Raw genomic sequence first — 26,834 nt, forward strand, 5'->3', positions numbered from 1 at the left:
ACCATGCACCGGATCGATCAGCCCATCATCGCGTTTCGCCGCTCGGATATTCCGCAGGGCGAGTCGGCGCCGGCTGGCGACGACGACCCGGTCGGCAAGCGCATCCCGTCGCGCCCCGAGGGCGAGCTCGAGTCGGTCACCGAGAAAGTCCGCTACTGGACCCAGGAAGGGCCGCAGACGGTCTACCTGGTGGTCAGCTTCGTGGCCGTTTCCGGCACGGTGGGCGGCGAGACGGTGACCATCGAGCGCCCGATCGAGTTCTTCCTGCCCACCGGCCAGCACTCCGAATCCTACCAGTGGATCTCCGCCACCATGCGCAGCCTGTCGCTGGCGGCTCGTGGTGGCTACGCCGCCCGCGCCCTGCGCGACCTGCGCAAGGTGACCTGGGATCGCGGTCCGGTGCGTTGCGGCACCAACGAATACGGCAAGCCGCTGTACCACCCCTCCGAGGTCGCTGCCATCGCCCACGCCCTGCAGCGTATCCTCCAGCGCCGCGGCTTCCTCGACCCGGAGGGCCACCCCCGCCCGCTGCGCGAGCTTGCCGCCCTCTACCGAGACGGATCCCCGGGGGCCACCGGCGCACACCGGGCGGAACCGTCCCTGCCCGTGCCCTCCGGGATGGGCCCGTGTCCGCAGTGCGGCGGCGAACGGGTCCTCATCGACGGCTGCCTCACCTGCCGCGACTGTGGTTACTCGAAGTGCTAGGGAAATACTTCGGCGTTTGCCCGGGTGCGCCTGGTTCCGTGGGGGCAGGTCCGGAAAGTCAGGGGTATCGCAAGCTGACCGTAGGGTCCGGCTGCCGGGGCAGTTCCATGGTGCGATCGGGGAATGTATATTGGTATGCACGCATCCCGAAGGAGTATGGGCCATGGGCATACGCACAGAAGATACTCGGCAAACGGCCGTTCGGCTCCCGAAAGAGACGTATGCACGCTTGAAAGTGCTGGCCGAAAAGACGGGCCGCACGACCACTTATTACATCCGCGAGGCCATCGAGGAACACCTGGAGGATCTGGAGGACATCTATCTCGCCGAGCAGACGCTGGAACGTGTCCGAAGCGGGGAGGAAGAGGTGATCGGCTCCGAGGAGTTCTGGCGTGACGTGGAGGATTGAGTACGCACGTTCCGCTCAAAAGGAGGTGCAGAAACTCGATCAGCAGGCGCGAAAGCGCATCCGCCATTATCTGGAACGGCGTGTCGCCCACATGCACGACCCGAGAACGCTCGGCAAGCCCCTCAAGGGGCGGTTTTCCGAGCTATGGCGCTATCGGGTCGGCGATTACCGGGTGGTCTGCGAGCTGCGCGACGAGTTGCTTGTCGTGCTGGTGGTGCGGATTGGTCATCGGAGAGAGGTTTACGACTGACCCGGGCTTCCACCCGTGAATGTCATGCGCCTGACTGCCATCACCATCGGTTCTGGCGGAGTTCATCAATGTCTACGTTTGGGGACAGTGTGCGGGAACTGGCGAGCCAATTCGATTCGGGCAGCTTTCGGCGCGGTGTCGAATATTTCGAGTCGGGGCGGGTGCAGCTGCGGTCCGTGGAAGAGACCGGATCGGACGAGGTGCATCTGTACGGCCGGTGCCGCGGCAGCGGCCGGCGTATGTACGATCAGCACGTCATGGTTTTGTTTGATGAGGGGCCGCGCGTCGTGGGGCACTGTGACTGCCCCGTTGGCTTCAACTGCAAGCACGTGGTCGCGGCCGTGCTGGCCTGGCGCGCACAGGAAGAACGGTGGTCGGCGGGCGCCGCGGGGGAGGGTTTCGGGACGTGGCTGGCGCGCGGTTCGCAGGCAGAACCGGCTCCGGCGCCCGCTTCCGGGGAGCAGCTGCAGTATGTGCTGCAGCCCCATCCACTGGATTCAGGGCAGCTGGACGTGTCGCTGGTGGTTTCGCGTCGGCGCAAGGACGGGAAATGGGGAGTCGGGCGTCGGGTCAAGGCGCAGTCGCTGGCGATGCCGGTGGGTGGCCGTTCGAGCTGGGCGTCGGCGGACGATCAGGAGATCGGCCGGTTGTTGATGGCGTGCGCGTGGGACTTGTGGGATGAGCCGAAACCCCGGGGGCGCGCCGGTGCGACGGCCCTGCTGGCGATGCTGGAGACGGGGCGCTGCTATTGGGGCGAGGATCGGCAGGGGCCGTTGCAGCCGGGGCCCGTGCGGGATCTGGAGCTGGAGTGGGTCGCGCAGGGGGACTGGTATTTCCTGCGCGTGGCCAGTCCGGAGCTGGAGATGTTCCCCGACCTGGACCCGCCGGTGTATGTGGATCCGGCATCGGAGCAGGCGGGTGTGCTGCAATTGCCGCCGGGGCTGGATCGGGAGCATCTGGCCAATCTGGAGTCCGCGCCGCCGGTGCCGGCCGATTCGGCCGCTGCGGTGAGCCGGCGCCTGGTGCTGCAGGATGCGGGCCTGCCCACGCCCGTTCCGGTGGCGGTGGAGGAATGCACGCTGGCGCCGGTTCCGCGGCTGGTACTGCTGTTTGATTCGGGCCGCCCGGAGTCGGCCGCAGCGGGGCTGGGCTTCCGTTATGACGATGCCGTCCTGGAGCCCGGAGATGAATCGACGGTTCCGGTGCTGGAGGAGGAAGACCGGGTCTTGCGTATCGCGCGGGATGCGGAGGAGGAGGCTGCGGCGCGGGCCACGCTGGAGGCTTCGGGGCTGCTGCAGTCCGTTGAGGGGCGGCCGGGGCATTTCCGCCTGGCGGGGGATGATCCCGCAGACGGGCTGTTGTCGTCGGCGGCCGTGCGGCGGTGGTTCGAGTTTCAGGAGCAGGTGCTGCCGGGGCTGCGCGAGCGGGGATGGGAGATCGTTGAAGGGACGGAAGAGCTGCCGACGCTGGAGCATGCGGACCGGATCGGGGCCGAGGTGGAGCCCTCCGGCATGGACTGGTTCGACCTGCGTTTTGACCTGGAGGTCGACGGGCGATCGGTCCCGCTGCTGCCGCTGCTGACGGATCTGCTGGAAGAATACACGCCCGATGACGAGTTGCCGGAGACGCTCTATCTGGATACCGGCGGGGGCCATTACGTGGCGGTGCCGGGAGACCGGCTGCGTCCGGTGCTGCAGACGGTGTTCGAGCTGTTCGACCGGGAGGTGGACGACGCCGGCGAGCGGCTCGCGCTGTCGCGGCTGGATGCGCCGCGCCTGCTGGAGATGGGAGACACCCCGGTCCGCGGTGGCGGTGTCGAGGCGCTGTACCGTCTGGCACAGCGCCTGAAGGATTTCGAGGGCATTCGGTCGGTGGATCTGCCGTCGGGTTTTCACGGGGAGCTGCGCGGTTACCAGCAGCAGGGCCTGAACTGGATGCAGTTCCTGCGCGAGTATGACCTGTCCGGCGTGCTGGCCGACGACATGGGTCTGGGCAAGACGGTACAGACCCTGGCGCACCTGACGGCGGAGAAGGAAGCCGGCCGCATGGACCGGCCCAGCCTGATCATTGCGCCCACCAGCCTGATGAGCAACTGGCAGCGCGAGGCGGAGCAGTTTGCGCCGCAGCTGAAGGTGCTGGTGCTGCAGGGGCCGCAGCGCAAGCAGTACTTCGAGCGGCTGACCGAGTTCGATCTGGTGCTGAGCACCTATCCCTTGCTGGCACGGGATCATCCGGTGGTGGAGGCGCAGCCGTGGCACTGCCTGATTCTGGACGAGGCGCAGCAGATCAAGAACCCGCGGGCGCGGGCCTCGCAGGTGGTGCGCAGCCTGGAGGTGCGGCATCGGCTGTGTCTGACGGGGACGCCCATGGAAAACCACCTGGGCGAACTGTGGGCGCAGTTCGATTTTCTGCTGCCGGGGTTTCTGGGGGATCAGAAACGTTTTCGTCAGCAGTACCGCAAGCCGATCGAGGAGGAGGGCGATCAGGAGCGCATGGGTCGGCTCGGTCGCCGCGTGGCTCCGTTTATGCTGCGCCGCACCAAGGACCGGGTGGCCGAAGAACTGCCGCCCCGCACGGAGCTGCTGCGGACGACGCGCATGGGGAGCCGGCAGGGAACCCTGTACGAGAGCATCCGTCTGACGATGGAGAAGAAAGTTCGCGATGCGGTGGCCCGCAAGGGGCTGGCGCGCAGTCACATTACCATCCTCGATGCCCTGCTGAAGCTGCGGCAGGTGTGCTGCGACCCGCGACTGGTGCAGAGCGGCGGGCACGATACCCGGGGTATCCCTTCGGCCAAGCTGGAGCTGCTGCTGGAGATCCTGCCGGAACTCCTGGATGAAGGGCGCCGGATCCTGCTGTTTTCGCAGTTCACCCGGATGCTGGGTCTGATCCAGCACGCGCTGGAGGAACGCGGAATCGCCTACAGCAAGCTGACCGGGCAGACGCGCAAGCGCGATGAGGCGATCGAGCGTTTCCGCTCCGGGCAGGCCAGTGTGTTCCTGGTGAGCCTCAAGGCGGGCGGGGTAGGGCTCAATCTCACCGAGGCGGACACGGTCATCCACTACGATCCCTGGTGGAATCCCGCGGTGGAGGCTCAGGCGACGGACCGCGCGCACCGCATCGGCCAGGACAAACCGGTGTTCGTGTACAAGCTGGTGACCGAAGGAACGGTGGAGGAGAAGATCCTGAGCCTGCAGGAGCGCAAGCAGCATCTGGCCGACCACGTGTATGGCCGCAAGGGGCAGGATGACGACCAGCCACCGCTGGACGCGGAAACCCTGCAGGAGCTGCTCACGGGCGACTGAGCACCCGTTTCGAGAAGGGCCCCGGGCTTGCCCCGGGGCGCGGGGTTGTCAGGACCCGGTCATTGCTGGTGATCGTCCGGATCACGGTTGCGTGTGCCCGGAGTACCCCGATGCGGCTTGTCCTGCGAGCCGGATTCCCGGGGCTGGTGCTGCCGCCGGGATCGGTTCCGGCCGCCGCCGGCAAACATGCGGTAGAGCCGCATCAGACGGCGCATGCGCAGCAGGGTGAAGATCAGTCGCATCATGGTTTCGTACCTCCGGCGGTGGCGTCAGGGGGTGCTGACGCGCTCGAGTTCCGGGTCGGTCATCAGCTGATCCGTGACCATGTACCAGTGAGCCTCGCCCAGATCGCCGGCCTCCTCAAGGCTCGGTTCGCCATCCGGCATTTCGTTTGCGGGCAACCGTCGGCGTTCCATCTCCACCCGGTCTTCCGAGAAGGCGTGCACCAGGGTGATCTCGGTTACATCCTGGAATTCGCCGTCAAAATGCCTGCGCTGGGTGCTGGTGTAGACCCCGGGTTCGCCGTCGAATTGAACCACGCTCGTGCGGAAACTACCCCAGCCGCGGCCACTGCCCCGGGAATATATGCCATTGACATGGACCGCATTGTCCGCAGGGCGGTGGAAGAACAGGCCTCGTGCGACCCCCAGTTCTTCGCCGTCGTCGATGTAGTGCGACCCTTCTTCGACTGCGCCCGGAGTGGGCTCGACCAGCAGGCCCCGCTTGACGGTACCCCGCACCCCGAAGTCCCCCTGGTCGGCGGGGATCTCGATGCGGGCGCTGTACTCGGTCTGCCCCTGAGCCGGGGGCTCATCGAACACCATGCGGCCAACGATGTCTCCGTCCGGTCCACGCATCCCCTCCGGCAGATCGAAACAATGCGGTTCGGCGGATGTGGGCACGCTGATCCGGACTTCCTGTTCCGACTCGTCGAGGTTGAGGTGCGGCAAGACCAGCCGCCACGGGGTGGTGTCGATTTGTGCCAGGTCCAGGCGGGGGCGGGTCTCCGTGGCGACCAGCGAGGCCTTTTCAAAGCGGAGTTCCCAGCTCCGGCCGCCATCGGTGACGGTGAGGTGGTTCGGGGCGTCCGGGTTGCCCACCACCGCGTCCTCGGGGCATTCCAGGTCACCCGCGCCACGGCGTTCCGGACTCCGCATGTGGAAGTGCTCTTCGTTGATGCGCCACTCCCCGTCCTGGCGGGTCAGCCGGATATCGGCGTCGAGCCCGGAGGCCATCTCCCGGCGCGCGTCCTCGTCGGTGACGCGAAGGTCGGCCTCGATCCGCGCCTGATCGTCGTCCGCGTCGATGACATCGATCCCGGCGATCTCGGTGGAGGTCTTGAACAGCTCCAGCTGGGCGCCCAGCTCCTTGAGCATCGCCTTTTCGCCGTCGGTGAATCCCTCCAGTTCGCTCAGGGCCTCGGCGCTGTAGAAGCGCTCGAGCGCGTCCCGGTCGCTGAAGTCGACCTTCGTCCCCCAGTATTCCTCGAAAAAGGCGACCGGGTCGTCCCCGGCCAGGGCCGGGGCGGCCCAGACGGTCGTGGCGCAAAGGGCAAGCGTCGAGAGGGCGTGACGGCAGCTTTTGAGCGGCGGGGCAACGGTTCTGGGCATCGGAAGATCCTCAATGGCAGGCAGGCGGGCAGGCGCGCAAGCGAGTGGTGGGCCCGGTCGGACTCGAACCGACGACCAAAGGATTATGAGTCCTCTGCTCTAACCAACTGAGCTACAGGCCCGGGTGCTCGGGTGGGTCTGCGGCGCGGGGCCGCAAACGACTGCGGCGCCATTCTACCCCGAGGGGGCAGGGCGCCGCATCGTGGAGGGCTGGCCCGTCTGCGGGACGGGCGGGGACACCGGTTATTCGGCGTCCATGTAGGTGCGCAGCAGTTCCGCGCGGGTCGGGTGGCGCAGCTTGCGCAGGGCCTTGGCCTCGATCTGACGGATGCGCTCGCGGGTGACGTCGAACTGCTTGCCGACTTCCTCGAGGGTGTGGTCGGTGTTCATGTCGATGCCGAAGCGCATGCGCAGGACCTTGGCCTCGCGCGGGGTCAGCGTGGACAGGATCTCGCGGGTGGCTTCGGTGAGGCTTTCCTGGGCGGCGGATTCGGTCGGCGAGGCGACCTTTTCGTCCTCGATGAAGTCGCCCAGGTGCGAGTCTTCGTCGTCGCCGATCGGGGTCTCCATGGAGATCGGTTCCTTGGAGATCTTCATCACCTTGCGGATCTTGTCCTCGGGCATCTCCATGCGCTCGGCCAGTTCTTCCGGCGTGGCCTCGCGGCCCATCTCCTGCAGCATCTGGCGGGAGACGCGGTTGAGCTTGTTGATGGTCTCGATCATGTGCACCGGGATACGGATGGTCCGGGCCTGGTCCGCGATGGAGCGGGTGATGGCCTGACGGATCCACCAGGTGGCGTAGGTCGAGAACTTGTAGCCGCGACGGTATTCGAACTTGTCCACCGCCTTCATCAGGCCGATGTTGCCTTCCTGGATCAGGTCGAGGAACTGCAGGCCGCGGTTGGTGTACTTCTTGGCGATGGAGATCACCAGGCGCAGGTTGGCCTCGACCATCTCCTTCTTGGCGCGGCGCGCCTTGGCCTCGCCGATGGACATGCGGCGGTTGATCTCCTTGATCTCGGAGATGCTGAGGCTGGCCTCGCGTTCGATCTCGGCCAGCTTTTTCTGCGTGCGCACGATGTCTTCCTCGAAGTCACCCAGCGCGCTGACGTACTTGCCCTTGCCTTCCTTCTGGATCTCGCGGATCCAGTTGAGGTTGGTCTCGTTGCGCGGGAAGCCGTCGATGAAGGTCTTGCGCGGCATGTGCGCCTGGTTCACGGCCATGTCCATGATCCGGCGTTCGTGCTTGCGGATCCGGTCGATGGTGTCGTGCAGTTCCTGGGTCAGCTGGTCGACCACGCGCGGCACCAGCTTGAACTCCATGAAGTACTTCGCGGTCTGCTCGCGCGCAGTGGCGTAGGCCTCCATGTCGCCGGCCTCGAAGGCGGCGTGGGCGCGGGCGTGCAGTTCGCGCAGTTTTTCGAAGCGCTGGCGGGCCTCTTCGGGGTCGGGCCCGCTGTCCACCGGTTCGCCGGCTTCTTCGTCGGCTTCGTCCACGGCTTCGGAGATGGCGTCCAGTTCGGGCGAGGCGGCCTCTTCCTTCTTCGGCTGAGGCTGCTCCTTGACGTCGACCTCTTCGGCCAGGCCACGGGCGACGGCCTCGCCATTGGTGCCGTCGGGTTCGATGAAGGACACCACCAGGTCGGTCAGGCGGCTGCCGTTCTCGACGATCTGGTCGTAATCCTTGATGAGCTTGTCGATCGCGCCGGGATGGTGGGCCAGCGCGAACAGGACCTGCATCAGGCCTTCTTCGATACGTTTGGCGATGCGGATCTCGCCCTCGCGGGTGAGCAGTTCCACGGTGCCCATCTCGCGCATGTACATGCGCACGGGATCGGTGGTGCGGCCGAAGTCGCTGTCGGCGGAGGCCAGTGCGGCGACCGCGTCCTCGGCGTCCTCGTCGGCGGACACCGAGCCGTCGGACAGCAGCAGGCTGTCGGCATCGGGCGCCTGTTCGTGGACTTCGATGCCCATGTCGTTGATCATCGCGATGATGTCTTCGACCTGGTCGGAGTCGATGATGGTTTCGGGCAGGTGGTCGTTCACCTCGGTATACGTGAGGTATCCCTGCTCCTTGCCCTTGGCAATGAGTTCCTTGAGCTGGGATTGCTGCTCTTCACGGTTCATCGCGATCTGATCTCCGAGGTTCGTCGTTCGGCTTCGAAAAGTGAACCCTGCATTATAGCAGAAGTTTCTTATATTGCTCGCCCCGCGAGGCGCGCGAAAAATGGTTCGTGCAATCAAGTGGATGCGGGCACGAACGGGGATTTCAAGGGGTCACGGGTTGCGGCCGTGACTGCGGCGCGGTCTCGCCTTCAGCCCTGCAGGATGGAGGTGAGACGCGCGAGTTCGTCGCGTTGTTCCGTATCCAGACTCCCGGAGGCGGTGAGTTCACGGATGCGTTCGCGGCAGTGGCGCCGCAGCAGCTGGTCGGCGGCGTCCAGTGCGACCTGACGGGTCATCCCGTCTTCGCCGTCGTGCAGCTCGGCGCCGGCCAGCGACAGCAGGCGTTCGAAGCGCGGGTGTTCGCGGAATCGTTCCAGCAGCCGCGCGGTATCCGGCCGCGGCTGCTCGCCCAGGGCTTCCAGCAGTCGGCCGAGGGTGCCGGAAGCCTCGCCGCTGGCGGCCGCCAGCTCGCGCAGGGCGGGGGTGTCCCAGTCCAGTTCCGGATGCTGCAGGATGCGCGCGAGCAGTGCGGCCCACAGCGACGAGCTGCGGCGACCGCCGGTGCCGGCCGGTGGCCGGGCGGTCATCTCCGGGTCGTGGGCCGGCGGGGCGTTGGCCCCCGACGCGGGTGCGGGCCCGCGTGCGGAACCGGTGTCGGCGGAGGCGGCGGCAGCCTGCAGCTGTTCCTCCAGGCGCTCGCGCGGGAGATGGCTTTCCTCGGCGACGCGTTCGCACAGCAGTTCGCGGAACAGCGGGTCGCGTGCGGTGGCGATGCGGCGCACCGCGGCGTGGGCGAAATGCGTGCGCCCTTCCGCGGTGTCGGTGGGGTGTTCCTCGCGCAGCAGGCGGATCAGCGCCTCGGACAGCGGCAGGGCCTGCTCCAGCAGCCGTTCCCAGGCGGCGAGGCCTTCGCGGCGCACCAGGCTGTCGGGGTCGTCGCCCTCGGGCAGGAACAGGAAACGGACCTCACGCATGCCCTGCATCACCGGCAGTGCCTGTTCCAGCGCGCGCGAAGCGGCGCGGCGTCCGGCGGCGTCGCCGTCGAAGCACAGGGTCAGGTGGCCGACCTGGCGGAACAGTACGTCGAAGTGGCTGCGTCCCAGAGCCGTCCCCATGCAGGCGACCGCCCGGTGGTAGCCGCTGCGGGCCAGCGCGACCACATCCATGTACCCCTCGACCACCACCAGGTGATCCAGCCGGGTCTGCGCGCGGCGGGCCTCGAACAGGCCGTAGATGGTCTGTCCCTTGTGGAAGACCGTGCTTTCGGGGCTGTTGAGGTACTTGGGCTCGCCGTCGTCGATCAGGCGCCCGCCAAACCCGGTGACACGCCCGCGCCGGTCGCGGATGGGGAACATGATGCGGGCGCGGAAACGTTCGCGCAGGTCGCCATTGTCGCGGCGCGCGGCGAGGCCGGCATCCACCAGCTGCTGCGGTGAGAAACGGTCCGACAGGGCCTGCAGCAGCCCCGATGCCGGGGCCCAGCCGAGACGGAAATCGCGCGCCGTGGCGCCGTCGATACCGCGGTTCTTCAGGTAATCGACCGCGCGCGGGGTCTCACGCAGCTGGCGCACGAAGTAGTCCGCCGCCGCCTCCAGCGCCGCGTACAGCGGCGCGGTGGCATCCTGGCGCGGGCTGTCGTCGTGTTCGCGCGGGACCTCCAGGCCGGCCTGCTCGGCGAGCTGTTCCACCGCCTCGGGAAAGCTGAGGTTCTCGTAATCCATCAGGAAGCCGATGGCGGTGCCGTGCACGCCGCAGCCGAAGCAGTGGTAGAACTGCTTCTGCGGGGATACGTAGAACGACGGGGTCTTTTCGCCGTGGAACGGGCAGCAGGCGGCGTATTCGCTGCCGGCCTTCTTCAGGCTGACGCGCCGGCGCACCACTTCCACGATATCGGTGCGCTCGAGCAGCTCGTCGATGAATGCCTGCGGGATACGGCCTGCCATGGTCCTCGTCGCCGGACGGGAGAGTCCGCCCCGGGCGGGGCGTGGCCGTTCATAATACCGCGCCCGCACCCGCAGGGACCATTGGCCCGCCGGAGATAGCGGTCGGAGCGCCGGATCGCGCAGGGGGCTGCGCTCCTACATCACCGCACAGGGGGCGGGCCCGGGCCGTGGGAGGCCGGCCCTCCGGCCGATCAGGTGCGGGGTCAGCGGTATGGCGGGGCGGGGTCCTCGGCGACGGCGTTGGGGTCGATGCCGGTGTAGAGCTCCTCCACGGGCAGGCTCCATTCCAGCTCGGGGAGCTCCAGGCGGTCCTCGGCGCCGAGGTGTCCCGCGGCCCAGCCGGCGCTTCGCCGATAGACCTGGACCGCCGGGCGCTGCTGCTCGACGATCAGGTAGGTGGCGAGGCTGTCGAGCCGGGTGTAGGCCAGCAGCTTCTCCCGGCGGTCGACGCGTTCGGTGGCCGGTGAGGCCACCTCGGCAATCACCCGCGGGCGCTCGAGATAGTAGCGGTGGCGGTCGTCCGGGTCGCACCCGACCACGACGTCGGGGTAGTAGAACAGCTCGTCGTCGCCCAGGCGCAGATGCACCTTCATGTCGGCCATGAAGGTCTGGCACGGGCCGCCGCGCAGGGCGGCGTGCAGGGCAGCGAACAGATTTCCGGTAATCAGGTTGTGATTGCGACTGGCCCCGCCCATGGCATAGACGGCGCCATTGACGTATTCGTGCCGGATCTCGGTCTCCAGCTCTCCCTGCAGGTATTCGTCCACCGGTGTGAACGTCCGGGCGTTGGCCATTCCCATCGGCTGCCTCCGTACCAAGAATGCCGTTACTGCCCCCAGTATTGACCTGCGGGCCTGCAGCGTCCAGTGGTGTCCGGCGAAGGGGGCCGCAAACAGAACGGGCCCCTTGCGGGGCCCGTGACGGGTCTGGCTCCGGGGTGCAGGCCCGGTCAGGCCGCCTGGCGCAGGTTGGCGAGCAGGCCGCTGAGATCGGCCGCCTTGGGTTTGACCAGCCAGAAGGAACCCTGCCAGCTGTCGAACTGTTCGAGGACCTGGCGACCCCAGGCGCTGTCCGTCTCGTGCACGAACTCGGTGATGAGTTCCTCGAGATAGTTGCGATGGGCCTCCATGTCCTCGGTGTCGAGGCGGTGCAGGTCGATCAGCTCGTTGTTGATACGGTCGGGGAAGTCGTTCTCCCGGTCGAGCACGAAGGCGAAGCCGCCGGTCATGCCGGCACCGAAGTTGACGCCGGTGCCGCCGAGGATGGTCATCACCCCGCCGGTCATGTACTCGCAGCCGTGGTCGCCGACGCCTTCCACCACCGCGATGGCCCCGGAATTGCGCACGCCGAAGCGCTCGCCGGCCTGACCGGCGGCGAACAGCTTCCCGCCGGTGGCCCCGTACAGGCAGGTGTTGCCCATGATGGTGGTGTCCTGGCTGGCAAAGCCCGAACCTTCCGGCGGGCGGATCACCAGCTTGCCGCCGGTCATGCCCTTGCCGACGTAGTCGTTGGCATCACCCTCCAGGTACAGGTGCAGACCACCGGCGTTCCACACCCCGAAGCTCTGCCCGGCGGTGCCCTGCAGGCGTACCTGCAGCGGGGCTTCGGCCATGCCCTGGTTGCCGTGGCGTCGGGCAATCTCGCCGGAGAGCCGCGCGCCGATGGAGCGGTCGGTGTTGCTGCACTGATAGTGGTGCTCGCCGCCGGACTTGTTTTCGATGGCGTCGAGCATGTGCGCGACCATCCGTTCGGCCAGTTCGCCCTTGTCGAACGGCTCGTTCTTCGGCTCCTTGCAGAAGCGCGGCTTGTCGTCCAGGTCACCGGTCTCCAGCAGGCGGTCGACGGCCAGGTGCTGCTGCCGGGGCGTTTCGCCCGGCAGGACCTCGAGCAGGTCGGTACGGCCGATCAGGTCCGTCAGGCTGCGCACGCCCAGTTTCGCCATCCACTCGCGGGTCTCGCGGGCGACGAACTGGAAGTAGTGCATGACCATCTCGGGCAGGCCGATGAAGTGGTTCATGCGCAGCACCTTGTCCTGCGTGGCGACACCCGTCGCACAGTTGTTCAGGTGGCAGATGCGCAGGTACTTGCAGCCCAGCGCGACCATCGGGCCGGTGCCGAAGCCGAAGCTCTCGGCACCCAGGATCGCCGCCTTGATCACGTCCAGGCCGGTCTTCAGGCCGCCGTCGGTCTGCAGGCGCACCTTGTCGCGCAGGTCGTTGCCGCGCAGGGTCGCGTGGGTCTCGGCCAGGCCCAGTTCCCACGGGGTGCCGGCGTACTTGACCGAGGTCAGCGGGCTGGCCCCGGTGCCGCCGTCGTAGCCGGAGATGGTGATCAGGTCGGCGTAGGCCTTGGCCACACCGGCGGCCACGGTGCCGACACCGGCCTCGGAGACCAGCTTCACCGAGACCAGGGCGTTGGGGTTCACCTGCTTGAGGTCGAAGATCAGCTGCGCCAGGTCCTCGATGGAGTAGATGTCGTGATGCGGCGGCGGCGAGATCAGGGCCACGCCCGGATTCGAATAGCGCAGCTCGGCGATCATCTTGTTGACCTTGTGGCCCGGCAGCTGGCCGCCCTCGCCGGGCTTGGCGCCCTGGGCGACCTTGATCTGCAGGACCTCGGCGTTGACCAGGTAATGCGGGGTCACGCCGAAGCGGCCGGAGGCCACCTGCTTGATCTTCGACATCCGCTCGGTGCCGTAGCGGGAGACGGCCTCGCCGCCCTCGCCGGAGTTGGAACGCCCGCCGAGGCGGTTCATCGCGGTGGCGAGAGCCTCATGGGCCTCCGGCGACAGCGCGCCCAGGCTCATGCCGGCGGAGTCGAAACGCGGCAGGATGTCGGCCTCGGATTCGACCTCGTCGACCTCGATCGGCTCGATGTCCTCGCGCGGCTTGAGCAGGTCGCGCAGGGTCGCCACGGGGCGTTCGTTTACCAGGGCTGCGTATTCCTGGTACACCCCGTAGTCACCGGACTGCACCGCGCGGTGCAGGGTCTGGATCACGTCCGGGTTGTAGGCGTGGTATTCGCCGCCATGGATGTACTTCAGCAGCCCGCCCTGCTTGGGCGCCTTGCGCGGATTCCAGGCACGCTGTGCGAGGGTATCCAGGTCTTCCTCGATATCGGCAAAACGGGTGCCGCGGATGCGGCTGGTGGTGCCCTTGAAGCAGGTCTCCACAACCTCGTCGGCGAGACCGACGATCTCGAACAGCTGGGCCCCGCGGTAACTGGCGATGGTCGAGATCCCCATCTTGGACAGGATCTTGAACAGGCCCTTGTTGATCCCCTTGCGATAGTTCTGCGCCAGGGTAAGGGCGTCCACCCCGGGGATTTCCCCGGATTCGCTCATGCCGTGCAGCGCGGAGTAGGCGAGATAGGGGTAGATCGCGGTCGCGCCATAGCCGATCAGGACCGCGAAGTGGTGCGGGTCGCGCACGGTGGCGGTCTCGATGACGATGTTGGCATCGGTACGCAGGCGTGCGGCGATCAGGGCGTGATGCACCGCGCCTACTGCCAGCGCCGCGGGGATCGGCCGGCGCTCGCGATCGATCGCGCGGTCGGACAGTACGAGGATCACGGCGCCGTCGCGCACCGCCTGTACCGCGTCTTCGGTGAGCTGCTTCAGCGCCGATTCGAGGCCGTGGTGCTGGCGGTCGTAGTTGAGGTCCAGGCGCTCAACCCGGAAGGCGTCGTCGGTGACGTTGCACAGTTCGCGGAATTTCGCCTCGGACAGCACCGGAGAATCCGCGACCAGTCGGTGGGCGTGTTCCGGGGTTTCCTCGAACAGCCCCTGTTCGCGGCCGAAGCAGGTCTCCAGCGACATCACGATGCTCTCGCGCAGCGGGTCGATCGCCGGGTTGGTGACCTGGGCGAACTGCTGGCGGAAGTAGTCGTACAGCGAACGGGTCTGCTGCGACAGCACGGCGAACGGGGTGTCGTCGCCCATCGAGCCGACGGCCTCCTGGCCGGCTTCGGCCAGCACGCGCAGGACCTGGTCCCGTTCCTCGAAGGTGACGTCGAACAGCTTTTCGTAGGTCTCCAGGCGGTCGGCAGGCATCGGCTCGCCGGAAAACAGCTGGTTGTCGTCCAGCTGGCTTTTCAGGTGGTGCACCTGCGCGCGCAGCCACTGGCGATAGGGCTGACGCTTGCGGTTGATCCGGTCGATGTCCTCGGGCTGCAGCAGATCGCCGGTTTCGGTATCCACGGCGAGCATCTGTCCGGGCTTCAGGCGGCCCTTGGCGACCACGTCCTCGGGGGCGTAGTCGTACACGCCGATCTCCGAGGCCAGGGTGATGTGACGATCCTTCGTGATCACGTAACGCGCCGGGCGCAGGCCGTTGCGGTCCAGGGTGCAACCGGCGTAGCGGCCGTCGGTCAGGACGATGCCGGCCGGGCCGTCCCAGGGCTCCATGTGCATGGAGTTGTACTCGTAGAACGCGCGCAGATCCGGATCCATGTGCGCGACGTTCTGCCACGCCGGCGGGACCAGGAGGCGCATCGCACGGAACAGGTCCATGCCGCCGGCCAGCAGGACCTCGAGCATGTTGTCGAGGCTCTGCGAATCGGAACCTTCCAGGTTCACCAGCGGTTCCAGCTCGGACAGTTCCGGCAGCAGTTCATTGGCGAACTTGTGCTGGCGCGCGACCGCCCAGTTGCGGTTGCCCTGCACGGTGTTGATCTCGCCGTTGTGGGCGAGGAAGCGGAACGGCTGGGCCAGGCCCCACTGCGGCCAGGTGTTGGTGGAGAAGCGCTGGTGGAACACGCAGATCGCGGTTTCCAGCTCCGGGCGCTGCAGGTCGGGGTAGAACACCGGCAGGTTGGCCGGCATCACCAGACCCTTGTACGACAGTACCCGCGCCGACAGGCTCGGCACGTAGAACACCGGGTCCGAAGCCATCGCCATCTCGGCGCGCCGCCGCGCGACGTACAGGGCGCGTTCGAAGGCGTCGCCGTCCATCTCCGCCGGGGCGTTGACGAACAGCTGGAGGACGTGCGGCCGGGTGCGCAGGGCTTCCGCCCCGCAGGCGTCGGGATCGACCGGAACTTCGCGCCAGCCGGCCAGGGTCAGGCCGCCGCGGTCGAGGGCGTCTTCCACCGCGGCGCGGGTCTCGGCGATGGCCTCGGGGTTGATGAACACCAGGCCGGCGGCGAAGCGTTCGGCCAGCGCGATGCCGGCTTCATCCGCGAGCTGGCGCAGGAACGGTTCGGGGGTCCGCATCAGCAGGCCGCAGCCGTCGCCGGTCTTGCCGTCGGCGGCGATCGCGCCGCGATGCGTCAGCCGTTCGAGAGCCCGTATTGCAGTTTCCAGTACCCAGTGGCTGGCCTGCCCGTCCATGTGTGCGATGAGGCCGAATCCGCAATTGTCGCGTTCGAATTCGGGGCGATGGAGGGTGCCGGTCAGTCGGGTCTGCTGCATCGATAGGCCTCCGGTCGTGGTGCGTATGCACCAGGCTGGAAAAAGGGGCGCAGGAATATACCGGAATGATCGTGTTCCGGCAAACCGGAGGGGTGCAATTACACGCGCAGGTGGCGTGGACAGCCCTGCCCCGGGACCGGTGTCAGCGGCGGGCCGCCTCCTGGACCGAACCCATTGAGCGGATCCAGGTGCCGGCGTCCCGCGCGCTGTCCGGCAGCTCGGCAGCCGCCTGTTCCGCAGCGTCCCGGTCGGGGAAGGCGCCGGCGAGGATGACGACGTAGTCGTTCCCGCCCGTGCGGGTGGGGATGTAGCGGATGCCGCCGAGATTGTGGCGCTCCGCGTATTCGCGCGCGGTGTCCATGTCCGGCGCGGCCACCAGCTGGATGGTCATGCGCGAGGCATCCTGACCCTCGAGCCATTCCAGGTCGCCCTGCAGGCGCTCGTCGTCGCCCTCGGCGTCGGCCAGGGCTTCGGTGGTGTGATCGGCCGGCTCGGGCTCGGGCTCCGGTTCGGGCTCCGGTTCGGGTTCCGGTTCGGGTTCCGGTTCGGGTTCCGGGGCCGGTTCTTCCGGCATCTCCGCCGGTTCGTCGGTGGCTGGCGGGGGCAGGATGGGCTCCGGTTCCAGCCGGGCGATCTCCGGTGACGGCTCTTCCGCTTCGAGGGGCGGGTCGGTGGCCGCGTCCCGCTCGTCCGGGCGTTCCGGCAGGGGCAGTTCCACCCGTTCCTCGTGTTCCGGGGCATGCTCGGGCGAGCCGCTCAGCAGCTGCCACAGCAGCGGGGCGGCGATCCCGAAGGCCACGGTGGCGGCTACGGCGGGAACGAACCAGCGCTGGTTCCAGAATGGTTGTGCTTCTGCCGGCGCGAGGGGCGGGTCCTCCCCCGTCGTTTCGGCGGCGGCGTCCGGGGTATCGCGCTCGCCGCGCAGGGCGAAGGCGGCCGGGGTGAAATCGTCGCCGTCGCGGCTGGCACGGAGGCTTTCTCCGGGATCGGGGGCGGGCCCGGGTTCGGTTCCCGACCGCGCCGTCCCGGATGCCGCAACTTCCTGTTTGTCGCCGGCGTCGGCGGCATCGGTGGCGGCTGCTTCTCCGGCGGACATGCCTGCAGGGGCCGCAGCCGTGCCCGGTGCCGGGCGGCATTTCGCTTCCAGCAGGATCCGCGCCTCGCGGTTGAGGGCGCCCGGCAGCCCCTGGCTGTCGGTCTGCAGGCGCTGCACGGCCTCGCGCGGGATCAGAGTATCCGGATCTTCGGCGCCGGCGGCCAGCAGGCGATGACGCAGGTAGGCGGCGGTTTGTTCGAGGTTGAACGCGCGCAGGCTCAGGCGGGTCAGCTGGTCCTCGTCACCCGGGTCCGGCAGGTACAGGCGGCGGCGCAGGAGTCCCGCGCCGCCGACCAGTACGATGCGCGGTGCGCGACCATGCTGCTCGAGGATCTCCGAGCGCATGCGCAGCAGGTTGTTGACGATGTCGGTGCCCACCAGGTGGGCGTCGTCCATCGCGATCACCGGTACGAATCCGTCGACGACCCGCTGGGCGAGCAGTTCGGTCAGCGAGCGATCGGGGTCATCCGCGTTCTGCGAGCGCAGGTAGTTGCGGATGGTCAGGTCCACCGACTCGAAATGGGTGTTGATGCGTGCCTTGAAGGCGATGAGATCGTAGCCCTCGGGCAGCATGCCGAGCAGGCGCATCAGCTGCAGGCTGCGGCCGGAGCCGTTGTCGCCGGTCAGCAGAACCACGGCACCGGGGTGCTCCAGTGCCTGTCGTGCGGATTCCAGGACACCGTCCAGCAGCGGATCGGTGTACAGGAAGTCCGCGTCGGGCACCTCCGCGAACGGGTCGGTGCGCAGGCCCAGCTGTTCCAGGCATTGGTCGCGGAGTGCCATGGCGGTCAGGTCAGGGTGCCGAGGTCGAACAGGCGGTGATGTTCGCGGATGGCGTGGCGGTCGGTCATGCCGGCGATGTAGTCGGCGATGGCGCGCTGCTGTCCGTGCGGATCATCTTCGCTCAGGGCGCGGGCGTGCCGCTGGTAGTGTTCCGGCATCAGGCGCGGGTCGCGGTCGAAGGCGGCGAACAGGTCGAGGATGATCTGGCGCGCCTTGTGCATTACGCCATGGACCTGGTGATGCCGGTAGAGGTTTTCCCGCAGGAAGGTCTTGAGCATGCGGTTGCGCTCGGCCATCTCCGGGCTGAAGCGGATCAGCGGGCCGCTCTCCGCGCGCACGGCGTCGATCGACTCCGGACTGCTGCTCTCGATCGCCTGGCGGCTGGTGGTGACCAGGTCCTGGACCAGGGTGTCGATCATGCGCCGCACGGTTTCGTGCTGTACGCGGCGGGCCTCCAGCTTCGGGTAGCGCGCGCGCACCGCGTCGAGGCAGTCGCGGAACAGCGGGACTTCCACCAGCTGGTCCAGCTGCAGCAGGCCGGCGCGCAGGCCGTCGTCGACATCGTGATTGTTGTAGGCGATCTCGTCGGCGACGTTGGCCAGCTGGGCCTCCAGCGATGGCTGGCCGCGCTGCAGAAAGCGCACGCCCACCTCGCCGAGGATGCGGGCGTCTTCCGGCGAGCAGTGCTTGAGGATGCCCTCGCGGGTCTCGAAGGTCAGGTTGAGGCCGTCGAAGTCGGCGTAATGCGCCTCGAGGTGGTCCACGATCCGCAGCGACTGCAGGTTGTGTTCAAAGCCGCCATGTTCGCGCATGCAGTCGTTCAGGGCGTGCTGCCCGGTGTGGCCGAACGGGGTGTGGCCCAGGTCATGGGCCAGCGCGACCGCCTCGGTGAGGTCTTCGTTGAGGCCCAGGGCGCGGGCGACGGAGCGCCCGATCTGCGCGACCTCCAGCGAATGCGTGAGGCGGTTGCGGAACAGGTCGCCCTCGTGGCTGATGAACACCTGGGTCTTGTACTCGAGACGGCGAAAGGCGCTGGAATGCACGATCCGGTCGCGGTCGCGCTGGAACTCGCTGCGGTGGCGCGGGGCGTCTTCCGGATGCCGGCGGCCGCGTGTCCGCTCCGGGGCGGCCGCCCACGGGGCGAGGCCGACGCCGTTGGGGGTGCGGGCGATCGAGGCGGTCTCAGGCGGCACGGGCGGTCTCGTCGAGGGTGTGTTGCAGCGCGTGGTCGTCGAACTCGGCGGTCAGCTCGGCGGCGCCCAGCCCGCGCAGCAGCACCAGCCGCAGGCGCCCTTCGCTGACCTTCTTGTCGATCCCCATCAGTTCGCGGAAGCGGGCGGCATCCAGTTCCTCCGGCGGGTGGGTGTCGAGGCCGGCGCGGTGGATCAGGGCCTCGGCGCGCGCGGCGTCGGCCGGCGCCAGCCAGCCCATGCGCGCGGACATCCGGGCGGCCATGGCCATGCCGGTGCCTACCGCCTCGCCGTGCAGCCAGGCGCCATAGCCCATGCCGGTTTCAATGGCGTGGCCGAAGGTGTGGCCGAGGTTGAGCAGGGCGCGGCGGCCGGATTCGCGTTCGTCCGCGGCGACCACTTCGGCCTTGCAGGCACAGGAGCGGCGGATGGCGTGGGCCAGCGCCTCGGGTTCCAGGGCGAGCAGGCGGTCGAGGTGTTCCTCCAGCCAGGCGAAGAAATCCGCGTCCTGCATCAGGCCGTACTTGATGACTTCGGCGAGACCGGCGCGCAGCTCGCGGGTCGGCAGGCTCTGCAGGCTGTCGGTGTCGATGACCACCGCGCGCGGCTGGTGGAAGGACCCGATCATGTTCTTGCCCAGCGGGTGGTTGACCCCGGTCTTGCCGCCCACGGAGGAGTCGACCTGCGCGAGCAGGGTGGTCGGGACCTGAACGAAGTCGATTCCGCGCTGGTAGATCGCGGCGGCAAAACCGGCGATGTCGCCCACCACGCCACCCCCCAGTGCGACGATACGGCTGCCGCGGTCAAAGCGGGCCTCCAGCAGCCGGGTCAGGATCTGTTCCACCGTCGCCAGGGTCTTGTGCGATTCGCCGTCGGGCAGCTCGATCCACAGGGGCTCGCCGCGCACACCGGCCGCGGCCAGGCTGGCGTGCAGGCGCTCGCCATACAGCGGACCCACGGTACTGTTGGTGACGACCGCGACGCGCCGCCCCTCCAGCACCGGAGCGAAATGCTCGGCCCGCGCGGCCTCGCCGGGGCCGATGTGGATCGGGTAGCTGCGTTCGCCCAGTTCGACGTTCAAGGTTTCCATGGGGGTCATCATAGCGTGCACGTCGCGTGCTCGTAAGTCAGGCCCGTGAACCTGTGCGTCTCGGGAAACGCGGATCCATGTGCACGTTCGCGTTGGTGCCCCGGGTTTTCCGAGACAAGGCGCGTCGTGCAGCGGGTAGTGGTTCTACCCGCAAGCGGCGCAACGCCGGATCGGGGAACCCGGGGCACCAACCCGAAGGGGCTCGTCCGCTTTTGCGCGCGCACGGCGTTGCGGCTCCCTTGTGCAGAATGACTGCACGGCGGTCACCGCGCCTTGTTCGCACGCAAAAGCGACTCGAGCGCGAACGTGCACATGGATCCGCGTTTCCCGAGTCACGGGCTTTTCCAAAGGGGCTGTCCTGGATTATCATGCTCCGTTCTGCATGGCGGGCGTGTGCGCCGGCCATGGCTTAACGTACACCGTTTCGTCGAAACCAATGCTGTAACCGGAGATTGTATGCCGCACGTTCGAGTCCGCGAAAACGAACCCTTCGAGGTTGCCCTGCGCCGTTTCAAGCGCACCTGTGAAAAGGCCGGCGTGGTGGCCGAAGTCCGCCGCCGCGAGTACTACGAGAAGCCCACGGCCGAGCGCAAGCGCAAGGCGGCCGCCGCGGTGAAGCGGCAGCTGAAGAAGAATTCGCGCGACATGACCCGTCGGCCGCGGCTGTACTGAACCCCGCGGAGCCCCGGCCCGACCGGGCCCGTGGCTTGCGCATGAATCCTTGCGAGGAGGGATGCCGAATGTCGCTGAAGGCCCGGTTGCAGGATGACGTGAAACAGGCCATGCGGGCCCGGGAACGGGACCGCCTGGCGATCCTGCGTCAGATTCAGGCGGAAATCTCCCAGTTCGAAGTCGACGAGCGCCGCGACGCGGACGACGACGCCGTGCTCGCGATCCTCAACCGCATGCTCAAGCAGCGGCGCGATTCCATCGAGCAGTACCGTCAGGGCGGGCGCGACGATCTCGCCGACCGTGAGGCCGCAGAGATTGCCGTGGTGGAGGCCTACATGCCCGAGCCGCTCGACGACGCCGCGCTGGATGCGGTGATTGCCGAGGTCATCGCCGAGACCGGGGCCGAGGGCCCGGGTGACATGGGCCGGGTGATGGGCGTACTCAAGCCGCGGGTCTTCGGGCGTGCCGACATGGGTGCCGTCAGCGGCAAGGTCCGCGCAGCACTGGGGAAATCTTGACCCCGGACGGGCCCGTGTCAAATGTAGTCCTCGTATGACCTGCCGCGCCGGTGCCGGGCCCCCTCCGGCCGTTGTGGCCCCGACCCCGTTTCGTTGGAGCGACTGACCCATGGCGACCAATCCGATGCAGTTCCTGGACCTCCCGCGCCAGGATCCCCAGAAGACCCCCGCGGAAATCCGCATCCACGAGTTCGGCGAGATCATCGGCCAGTTCGATCCCGCCACCGCCGGCCAGCAGGCCGGCCGCTGCCTGGCCTGCGGCAATCCCTATTGTGAGTGGAAGTGCCCGGTCCACAACTTCATCCCCAACTGGCTGAAGCTGGTCGAGGAAGGCAATCTGTTTGCCGCCGCCGAGATGTCGCACAAGACCAACTCCCTGCCGGAGGTCTGTGGCCGGGTGTGCCCGCAGGACCGCCTGTGCGAGGGTGCCTGCACCCTGAATGACGGCTTCGGCGCGGTCACCATCGGTTCGGTGGAGAAATACATCACCGACGAGGCGCTGAAGGCCGGCTGGCGGCCCGATCTGTCGGATGTGGTGCCGACCGGCAAGCGGGTCGCGGTGATCGGCGCCGGGCCGGCCGGTCTCGGTTGTGCCGACATCCTCGCGCGCAACGGTGTCGAGGCGGTGGTCTATGACCGTTACCCCGAGATCGGCGGGTTGCTGACCTTCGGGATCCCCCCGTTCAAGCTAGAAAAGAACGTGATCCGCACCCGTCGGGAACTGCTCGAGGGCATGGGCGTGGAGTTTCGCCTGAATACCGAGATCGGCCGCGACGTGGAGTTCCAGGCGCTGCTGGACGAATACGACGCGGTCTTCCTCGGCATGGGGACCTACAACGCGATGCAGGGCGGCTTTCCCGGCGAGGATCTGCCCGGGGTCTATCCGGCCCTGCCGTTCCTGGTGTCCAACATCCGCGAAGTGATGGGCTGGGAGCACGACGAGAACGGTTTCGTCGACATGGCCGGGCAGCAGGTCGTGGTCCTCGGCGGCGGCGACACCGCAATGGACTGCAACCGCACCTCCATTCGCCAGGGCGCCACCTCGGTGACCTGTGCCTACCGCCGTGACGAAGAGAACATGCCGGGCTCGCGCAAGGAGGTCGTGCATGCGCGCGAGGAAGGCGTGCACTTCGAGTTCAACGTGCAACCGCTCGAGATCGTGGGCGACGACAAGGTCGAGGGTGTGAAGGTCGTGCGCACCCGGATGGGTGCACCGGACGAGCGTGGCCGGCGGCGTCCCGAGCCGGTGCCGGGTTCCGAGTACGTGATCCCCGCCGACCGCGTGCTGGTGGCTTTCGGCTTCCGTCCGTCACCGTCCGACTGGTTCGGCGAACACGGCATCGACATCGACGAGGGCGGCCGCGTCCGTGCGCCGGAGTCCGGCCGGCATGCCTTCCAGACCGCCAACGAGAAGGTTTTTGCCGGCGGCGACATGGTCCGCGGCTCCGACCTGGTGGTCACCGCCGTCTTCGAGGGCCGCCAGGCCGCCGAAGGCATTCTTGAATACCTCGGCGTCTGAGGACTGCATGGCCCAGCAACTCGAAAACAACCGCCTCCTGCGGGCACTGGCCCGCGAACCGGTGGACCGCCCGCCCGTCTGGATCATGCGTCAGGCCGGTCGCTATCTGCCGGAGTACCGCGAGACACGGGCGCAGGCCGGCAGCTTCATGAGCCTGTGCCAGAACCCGGAGCTGGCCTGCGAAGTCACCATGCAGCCGCTGCGGCGTTTTCCTCTGGATGCCGCCATCCTGTTTTCGGACATCCTCACCATCCCCGATGCCATGGGGCTGGGTCTGTACTTCGAGACCGGTGAGGGACCGAAATTCCGCGATCCGGTGCGCAGCCCGGAAGCCATCGAGCGGCTGCCGGTCCCCGACCCGGAGGATTCGCTGGGCTATGTGACCGATGCGGTGCGTCTGATCCGGCGCGAACTCAACGGCCAGGTACCGCTGATCGGATTCGCCGGCAGCCCCTGGACCCTCGCCACCTACATGGTGGAGGGTGGCAGCTCGCGCGATTTCGCCGAGACCAAGCGCCTGCTGTATGGCGATCCGCAGGCCATGCATGCGCTGCTGCAGAAGGTGGCCGATGCGGTCACCGAATACCTGAATGCGCAGATCCGCGCCGGGGCTCAGGCGGTCATGGTCTTCGATACCTGGGGCGGTGCGCTGACACCGCGCAGCTACCGCGAATTCTCGCTGGCGTACATGCAGCGTATCGTCGACGGCCTGATCCGCGAGAACGAAGGCCGTCGCGTCCCGGTGACCCTGTTCACCAAGGGCGGCGGGGCCTGGCTGGAGGCGCAGGCCGACACCGGCGCGGATGGCCTGGGCCTGGACTGGACGATCGAGATCGGCGAGGCCGCGCAGCGCGTCGGCGACCGTGTCGGTCTGCAGGGCAATCTCGATCCCAGCGTGCTGTATGCCCCGGAAGCCGTGGTGCGCGAGGAGACCCGGCGTGTTCTTGACGGCTTCGGCCGCGACACTGGCCACGTCTTCAACCTCGGGCACGGCGTGCACCCGGCGATCGATCCGGATCGCGTGGCGGCGATGGTCGATACGGTGGTCAATTACCGTCGCGTTGACTGAGCCGGGAACGCACCGAATCACCCCTCCCGCTTCGGAAGGGGTGCGGGCGCCTCAGAGGCGTTCCGCCTCGCGGCCCTCCGTCAGGAGGCGTTCCACTTCTCCGGCCCCGGCCCGGGCCATGGGTTTGCCGTCCACCGGCGAGGGCGGTGCCTGGCGGATCCCGTCCAGCGGAAAGATCGTCAGTTCGACCTCGGTGTCGTCCGGTCCGCGGAAGGCGATGAAGGGCACGCGCTGCTCACGGCCCTGCCGGCTGCGGTAGCGGCGCTCGCCGGTTTCGCAGTGGATACCGCGGTCGGCCAGGTCGATCAGCACCTCTTCCACGGTCTCGGCGAATCCGTGCAGATTGATCACCGGGAAGCGTTCGATCATCCCCGTGAGCAGCGGTCCGACCAGGCGCGGCTTCAGATGCGACAGGCGCTGCATCACCTGCAGTGCCGCCGCAAGGCGGTCGCGATACGCCTGGCGGCTCTCGTCGGTCGCGAACAGCCGGCTGCGTTCCAGTGCGGCATCCTGGATTTCGATGTTGGCCGGCATGTCGTGGCGTGCGTCCACACCCAGGTGTTCCGCGGCCTTGCGCTTGGCCAGGCCGAAATCGCGGATGCCCTCGTCGAGCAGGATTCGCCCGGCTTCCTGGGCGAGTTCATGACGCAGTCGGGAGCCGTTGCTGCTCATCGTCAAAATACCGATTCGGGTTGCTGGTCGCGACCGTTGCGGTTGTCCCCCGGAATGCTGCGCGAACGCTCGGGAATTTGCTGCGGGAGCAGCCATTCGGTGGTTGCGCGGCTGTCACCGGCGTCGGGGGCGCGCCCGCCGTCGGGCAGGATGCCCACGCGTACCAGGTCGTCCGGCCGTTCCGGAAGGCTTTCTTCGGTGTCCGCCAGGGCGCTCCCCATGAAGCGGGTCCATATTGGCAGGGCAGCCCGCCCTCCGCTCTCGCGGCGGCCGAGCTCCCGGTTGTCGTCGAACCCGATCCACGACGTCGCCACCAGTTCGCCGTTGAATCCGGCGAACCATGCGTCGCGATAGTCGTTGGTGGTGCCGGTCTTTCCCGCCAGATCGGAACGGCCCAGTTCCTGCGCCCGCCGTCCGGTGCCGGCGTCCACTACGTGTTTCAGCATGCGGCTCATCTGCCAGGCGACGCCGGGCTCCAGGACCGGCACCGGGTCGCGTTGCTGCAGGACCGTCTCGCCGGTGGACAGCGTCAGGTCCTGCCCGGGCGGGTTGTCGCAGGGCGGCGCGCAGCTGCGGGATGCGGGTGCCTGATAGAGCAGCTCGCCATCCACGGTTTCGATCCGCGAGAGGATCCAGGGGCTGTGCAGTCGCCCGCCGCTGGCGAACACGCCGTAGGCCGTGTTGAGCTGCAGAGGCGTGAGTGAACCGGTGCCCAGCACCATGGAGAGGTTGCGCGGCTGGCGCTCCGGGTCCAGCCCGAAACGTCCCAGCTGATCGTGCACGTTCTCAACGCCGATCGTGTCGAGCAGACGGATCGAGGCGAGATTGCGCGAATGCGCCAGCGCGCTCTGCATCGGCGTGTCGCCCTGGAACTGGCGCGAATAGTTCTGCGGGCGCCATTCCGCCCCCAGGGCCGGGTCATCAAACACCATCGGGGCATCCACCAGCGTGCTGCGTGGCCGGTAGCCCTCGCGCAGCGCCAGGGCATACACCAGCGGCTTGAAGGCCGAGCCGGGCTGGCGTTGTGCCTGGACGGCCCGGTTGTAATGGTTGTCGAAAAAGTCGAAGCCGCCGGCCAGGGCCAGAATGGCGCCGTCGTCGGGGGACTGGGCGATCAGCGAGCCGGTGACTTCGGGTTTCTGTGCCAGTCGCCACCCGGTCTCTTCATGCGCCCGGATCCGTATGACGTCCCCTCGCCGGAGGTCCGGTGAATCCGCCCACGCCAGACCCTCGGCGGTCAGTTCGATCTCCCCGATGCGGCCGCCGTCGACCCGCAGGGTCCCGTCGTCGCCGGTCTCCAGCACCGCGGCGGGATAGAGGAGGCGTCCGTGAATGCCCAGGTTTCTCAGTGCCCGTTCGCGGGCGTCGGCGGAGGCCATCTGGTCGTCGGACAGCCGCGCTTCCGGACCCCGAAAACCGTGACGTTCGTCATATTCCAGGAGTCCCGCGCGCAATGCCTGGTTGGCGGCCTCCTGATAGTCGGGGTCGATCGTCGTGTACACCTGCAGACCACGCCGATAAGCGTCCTCTCCCCACAGGTTGACGACGATGCGGCGGGCATCCTCCGCCACCCAGTGAGCGTCGATCTCGGTCTGTGCAGTGTGCCGTTCCGACGCGACCGGCCGCTCCACGGCCGCTGCGTGCTCCTCGGCGGAGATGGCGCCGGTGTTCAGCATCCGGCCGAGGACGTAGTCGCGGCGGATGCGTGCACGTTCCGGGCTGGTCACCGGGTTGGTGGTGGACGGGGCCTTGGGCAGGGCTGCCAGGATGGCGATCTCGTCGAGTTCCAGCTCGTCCAGCGAGCGGCCGAAATACACGCGCGATGCCGCTTCCACGCCGTAGGCGCGCTGCCCGAGGTAGATCTTGTTCAGATACAGCTCCAGGATCTCGTCCTTGCCGAGTTCCTGTTCCAGCCGGATGGCCAGGAAGATCTCGCGCAGCTTGCGCTCGTAGGTGCGGTCCCGGGTCAGGAAGATGTTGCGGGCAAGCTGCATGGTGATGGTGCTGCCCCCCTGGGTCCGTTCCCCGGTGCTCACCAGATTGACTGCGGCGCGCGCCAGACCGAAGACGTCGATGCCCGGGTGGCGGAAGAACCGCTCGTCCTCGGCGGCCAGAAACGCCTGGATCACGGGCTCGGGAACATCCTCGATCTCCACCGGAATGCGCCTTTCTTCCGCGAACTCCCCCATCAGGCTGCCATCCGCCGCCCGGATCTGCAGCGGCGTCTGCAACCGCACCTCGCGTACGGCTTCCGGTTCGGGTAGTGTCGGGGCGTAATAGGCGTACAGCCCGAGCAGCGCCGCCGAGCCGGCGATCACGAGGGTCAGGGTTATGGCCGCCAGAGCGGTGACAAACTTCACAATCCGGTGCATGACTCTAAATTTTGTGGGGAGAAGGTGAGGGATCGCCTTCAGAGCGATTTGCAAC

The 26,834-nt window shown here is 67.7% G+C and carries 19 protein-coding genes and 1 tRNA gene; 8 read left to right on the top strand and 12 right to left on the bottom strand.

Annotated features, from left to right (window positions below; all coding sequences use genetic code 11):
- Positions 1 to 3: 3 nt before the first annotated feature.
- The 4 genes from F573_RS0105235 to F573_RS0105250 all read left to right on the top strand — a co-directional run bounded on the left by F573_RS0105235 (position 4) and on the right by F573_RS0105250 (position 4,669).
- Positions 4 to 705: a hypothetical protein gene (locus F573_RS0105235; protein WP_019021720.1), complete on the top strand. Its 702-nt coding sequence runs from the start codon at positions 4 to 6 to the stop codon at positions 703 to 705.
- Between the two features lie 163 nt (positions 706 to 868).
- Positions 869 to 1,114, top strand: coding sequence for a DUF6290 family protein (locus F573_RS0105240; RefSeq protein ID WP_026300806.1), 246 nt, complete (start codon positions 869 to 871; stop codon positions 1,112 to 1,114).
- Entirely contained in the window at positions 1,098 to 1,364 is a 267-nt protein-coding gene (locus tag F573_RS0105245; RefSeq protein WP_019021722.1) for a type II toxin-antitoxin system RelE/ParE family toxin, read from the top strand. The genes F573_RS0105240 and F573_RS0105245 overlap by 17 nt, the downstream gene beginning before the upstream one ends.
- A 68-nt stretch (positions 1,365 to 1,432) precedes the next feature.
- Entirely contained in the window at positions 1,433 to 4,669 is a 3,237-nt protein-coding gene (locus tag F573_RS0105250; RefSeq protein WP_231384390.1) for a DEAD/DEAH box helicase, read from the top strand.
- Positions 4,670 to 4,728: 59 nt separating this feature from the next.
- Here the strand turns inward: F573_RS0105250 and F573_RS0105255 are convergent, their stop codons facing one another.
- From F573_RS0105255 to aroB, 10 genes are all read right to left on the bottom strand, one after another.
- The gene (locus F573_RS0105255) at positions 4,729 to 4,914 is read right to left on the bottom strand and encodes a hypothetical protein (protein WP_019021724.1); all 186 of its coding nucleotides are present in this window, start codon (positions 4,912 to 4,914) and stop codon (positions 4,729 to 4,731) included.
- 24 nt (positions 4,915 to 4,938) lie between these two features.
- Positions 4,939 to 6,279 carry a nuclear transport factor 2 family protein gene (locus F573_RS0105260; RefSeq protein ID WP_019021725.1) on the bottom strand — a complete coding sequence of 447 codons (1,341 nt, stop codon included), beginning with the start codon at positions 6,277 to 6,279 and terminating at the stop codon, positions 4,939 to 4,941.
- 45 nt (positions 6,280 to 6,324) lie between these two features.
- A tRNA-Ile gene (locus F573_RS0105265) sits at positions 6,325 to 6,401 on the bottom strand.
- 121 nt (positions 6,402 to 6,522) lie between these two features.
- Positions 6,523 to 8,406 (bottom strand): RNA polymerase sigma factor RpoD, encoded by a 1,884-nt coding sequence (rpoD, locus tag F573_RS0105270; RefSeq protein WP_019021726.1) that lies wholly within the window; start codon positions 8,404 to 8,406, stop codon positions 6,523 to 6,525.
- Positions 8,407 to 8,594: 188 nt separating this feature from the next.
- Positions 8,595 to 10,388, bottom strand: coding sequence for a DNA primase (dnaG, locus tag F573_RS0105275; RefSeq protein ID WP_019021727.1), 1,794 nt, complete (start codon positions 10,386 to 10,388; stop codon positions 8,595 to 8,597).
- 203 nt (positions 10,389 to 10,591) lie between these two features.
- A complete protein-coding gene (locus F573_RS0105280; RefSeq protein ID WP_019021728.1) occupies positions 10,592 to 11,188 on the bottom strand; it encodes a Uma2 family endonuclease in 597 nt (198 codons plus the stop codon).
- A 149-nt stretch (positions 11,189 to 11,337) separates the two neighbouring features.
- Positions 11,338 to 15,798, bottom strand: coding sequence for a glutamate synthase large subunit (gltB, locus tag F573_RS0105285; RefSeq protein ID WP_019021729.1), 4,461 nt, complete (start codon positions 15,796 to 15,798; stop codon positions 11,338 to 11,340).
- Positions 15,799 to 15,940: 142 nt separating this feature from the next.
- Positions 15,941 to 17,677 carry an SPOR domain-containing protein gene (locus tag F573_RS0105290; protein ID WP_019021730.1) on the bottom strand — a complete coding sequence of 579 codons (1,737 nt, stop codon included), beginning with the start codon at positions 17,675 to 17,677 and terminating at the stop codon, positions 15,941 to 15,943.
- Positions 17,678 to 17,682: 5 nt separating this feature from the next.
- Complete coding sequence (locus F573_RS0105295; protein ID WP_019021731.1) at positions 17,683 to 18,870, bottom strand: deoxyguanosinetriphosphate triphosphohydrolase; 1,188 nt, start codon at positions 18,868 to 18,870, stop codon at positions 17,683 to 17,685.
- Positions 18,860 to 19,969 (bottom strand): 3-dehydroquinate synthase, encoded by a 1,110-nt coding sequence (gene aroB / locus F573_RS0105300; protein ID WP_026300808.1) that lies wholly within the window; start codon positions 19,967 to 19,969, stop codon positions 18,860 to 18,862. The genes F573_RS0105295 and aroB overlap by 11 nt, the downstream gene beginning before the upstream one ends.
- Positions 19,970 to 20,413: 444 nt before the next feature.
- Between aroB and rpsU the strand changes: the two genes are divergently transcribed.
- The 4 genes from rpsU (at position 20,414) to hemE (ending at position 23,735) form a co-directional block, all read left to right on the top strand.
- Complete coding sequence (gene rpsU / locus F573_RS0105305) at positions 20,414 to 20,629, top strand: 30S ribosomal protein S21 (RefSeq protein ID WP_018870999.1); 216 nt, start codon at positions 20,414 to 20,416, stop codon at positions 20,627 to 20,629.
- 68 nt (positions 20,630 to 20,697) lie between these two features.
- Entirely contained in the window at positions 20,698 to 21,147 is a 450-nt protein-coding gene (locus F573_RS0105310) for a GatB/YqeY domain-containing protein (protein WP_018870998.1), read from the top strand.
- Between the two features lie 109 nt (positions 21,148 to 21,256).
- On the top strand, positions 21,257 to 22,666 hold the full coding sequence (locus F573_RS0105315) for an FAD-dependent oxidoreductase (protein ID WP_019021733.1): 1,410 nt from the start codon (positions 21,257 to 21,259) through the stop codon (positions 22,664 to 22,666).
- 7 nt (positions 22,667 to 22,673) lie between these two features.
- Positions 22,674 to 23,735: a uroporphyrinogen decarboxylase gene (gene hemE, locus F573_RS0105320; RefSeq protein ID WP_019021734.1), complete on the top strand. Its 1,062-nt coding sequence runs from the start codon at positions 22,674 to 22,676 to the stop codon at positions 23,733 to 23,735.
- A 51-nt stretch (positions 23,736 to 23,786) separates the two neighbouring features.
- Here hemE and F573_RS0105325 read toward each other — a convergent pair whose 3' ends face one another.
- Together F573_RS0105325 and F573_RS0105330 are read right to left on the bottom strand one after the other, a co-directional pair.
- Positions 23,787 to 24,407, bottom strand: coding sequence for a hypothetical protein (locus F573_RS0105325; RefSeq protein ID WP_019021735.1), 621 nt, complete (start codon positions 24,405 to 24,407; stop codon positions 23,787 to 23,789).
- Positions 24,408 to 24,409: 2 nt separating this feature from the next.
- Positions 24,410 to 26,779, bottom strand: coding sequence for a penicillin-binding protein 1A (locus F573_RS0105330; protein WP_026300809.1), 2,370 nt, complete (start codon positions 26,777 to 26,779; stop codon positions 24,410 to 24,412).
- Positions 26,780 to 26,834: the final 55 nt, after the last annotated feature.

This window comes from Thioalkalivibrio sp. ALE23 (assembly GCF_000378545.1).
In the GTDB taxonomy this organism is placed as follows: domain Bacteria; phylum Pseudomonadota; class Gammaproteobacteria; order Ectothiorhodospirales; family Ectothiorhodospiraceae; genus Thioalkalivibrio.

Excerpts from the sequence above, each read along its gene's own strand:
- rpsU (WP_018870999.1), top strand. The coding sequence starts at position 20,414 with ATGCCGCACGTTCGAGTCCGCGAAAACGAACCCTTCGAGGTTGCCCTG.
- rpoD (WP_019021726.1), bottom strand. The coding sequence starts at position 8,406 with ATGAACCGTGAAGAGCAGCAATCCCAGCTCAAGGAACTCATTGCCAAG.
- dnaG (WP_019021727.1), bottom strand. The coding sequence starts at position 10,388 with ATGGCAGGCCGTATCCCGCAGGCATTCATCGACGAGCTGCTCGAGCGC.
- F573_RS0105330 (WP_026300809.1), bottom strand. The coding sequence starts at position 26,779 with ATGCACCGGATTGTGAAGTTTGTCACCGCTCTGGCGGCCATAACCCTG.
- hemE (WP_019021734.1), top strand. The coding sequence starts at position 22,674 with ATGGCCCAGCAACTCGAAAACAACCGCCTCCTGCGGGCACTGGCCCGC.
- F573_RS0105280 (WP_019021728.1), bottom strand. The coding sequence starts at position 11,188 with ATGGGAATGGCCAACGCCCGGACGTTCACACCGGTGGACGAATACCTG.
- F573_RS0105310 (WP_018870998.1), top strand. The coding sequence starts at position 20,698 with ATGTCGCTGAAGGCCCGGTTGCAGGATGACGTGAAACAGGCCATGCGG.
- F573_RS0105315 (WP_019021733.1), top strand. The coding sequence starts at position 21,257 with ATGGCGACCAATCCGATGCAGTTCCTGGACCTCCCGCGCCAGGATCCC.
- aroB (WP_026300808.1), bottom strand. The coding sequence starts at position 19,969 with ATGATGACCCCCATGGAAACCTTGAACGTCGAACTGGGCGAACGCAGC.
- F573_RS0105325 (WP_019021735.1), bottom strand. The coding sequence starts at position 24,407 with ATGAGCAGCAACGGCTCCCGACTGCGTCATGAACTCGCCCAGGAAGCC.
- gltB (WP_019021729.1), bottom strand. The coding sequence starts at position 15,798 with ATGCAGCAGACCCGACTGACCGGCACCCTCCATCGCCCCGAATTCGAA.
- F573_RS0105255 (WP_019021724.1), bottom strand. The coding sequence starts at position 4,914 with ATGATGCGACTGATCTTCACCCTGCTGCGCATGCGCCGTCTGATGCGG.
- F573_RS0105290 (WP_019021730.1), bottom strand. The coding sequence starts at position 17,677 with ATGGCACTCCGCGACCAATGCCTGGAACAGCTGGGCCTGCGCACCGAC.
- F573_RS0105260 (WP_019021725.1), bottom strand. The coding sequence starts at position 6,279 with ATGCCCAGAACCGTTGCCCCGCCGCTCAAAAGCTGCCGTCACGCCCTC.
- F573_RS0105250 (WP_231384390.1), top strand. The coding sequence starts at position 1,433 with ATGTCTACGTTTGGGGACAGTGTGCGGGAACTGGCGAGCCAATTCGAT.
- F573_RS0105240 (WP_026300806.1), top strand. The coding sequence starts at position 869 with ATGGGCATACGCACAGAAGATACTCGGCAAACGGCCGTTCGGCTCCCG.
- F573_RS0105235 (WP_019021720.1), top strand. The coding sequence starts at position 4 with ATGCACCGGATCGATCAGCCCATCATCGCGTTTCGCCGCTCGGATATT.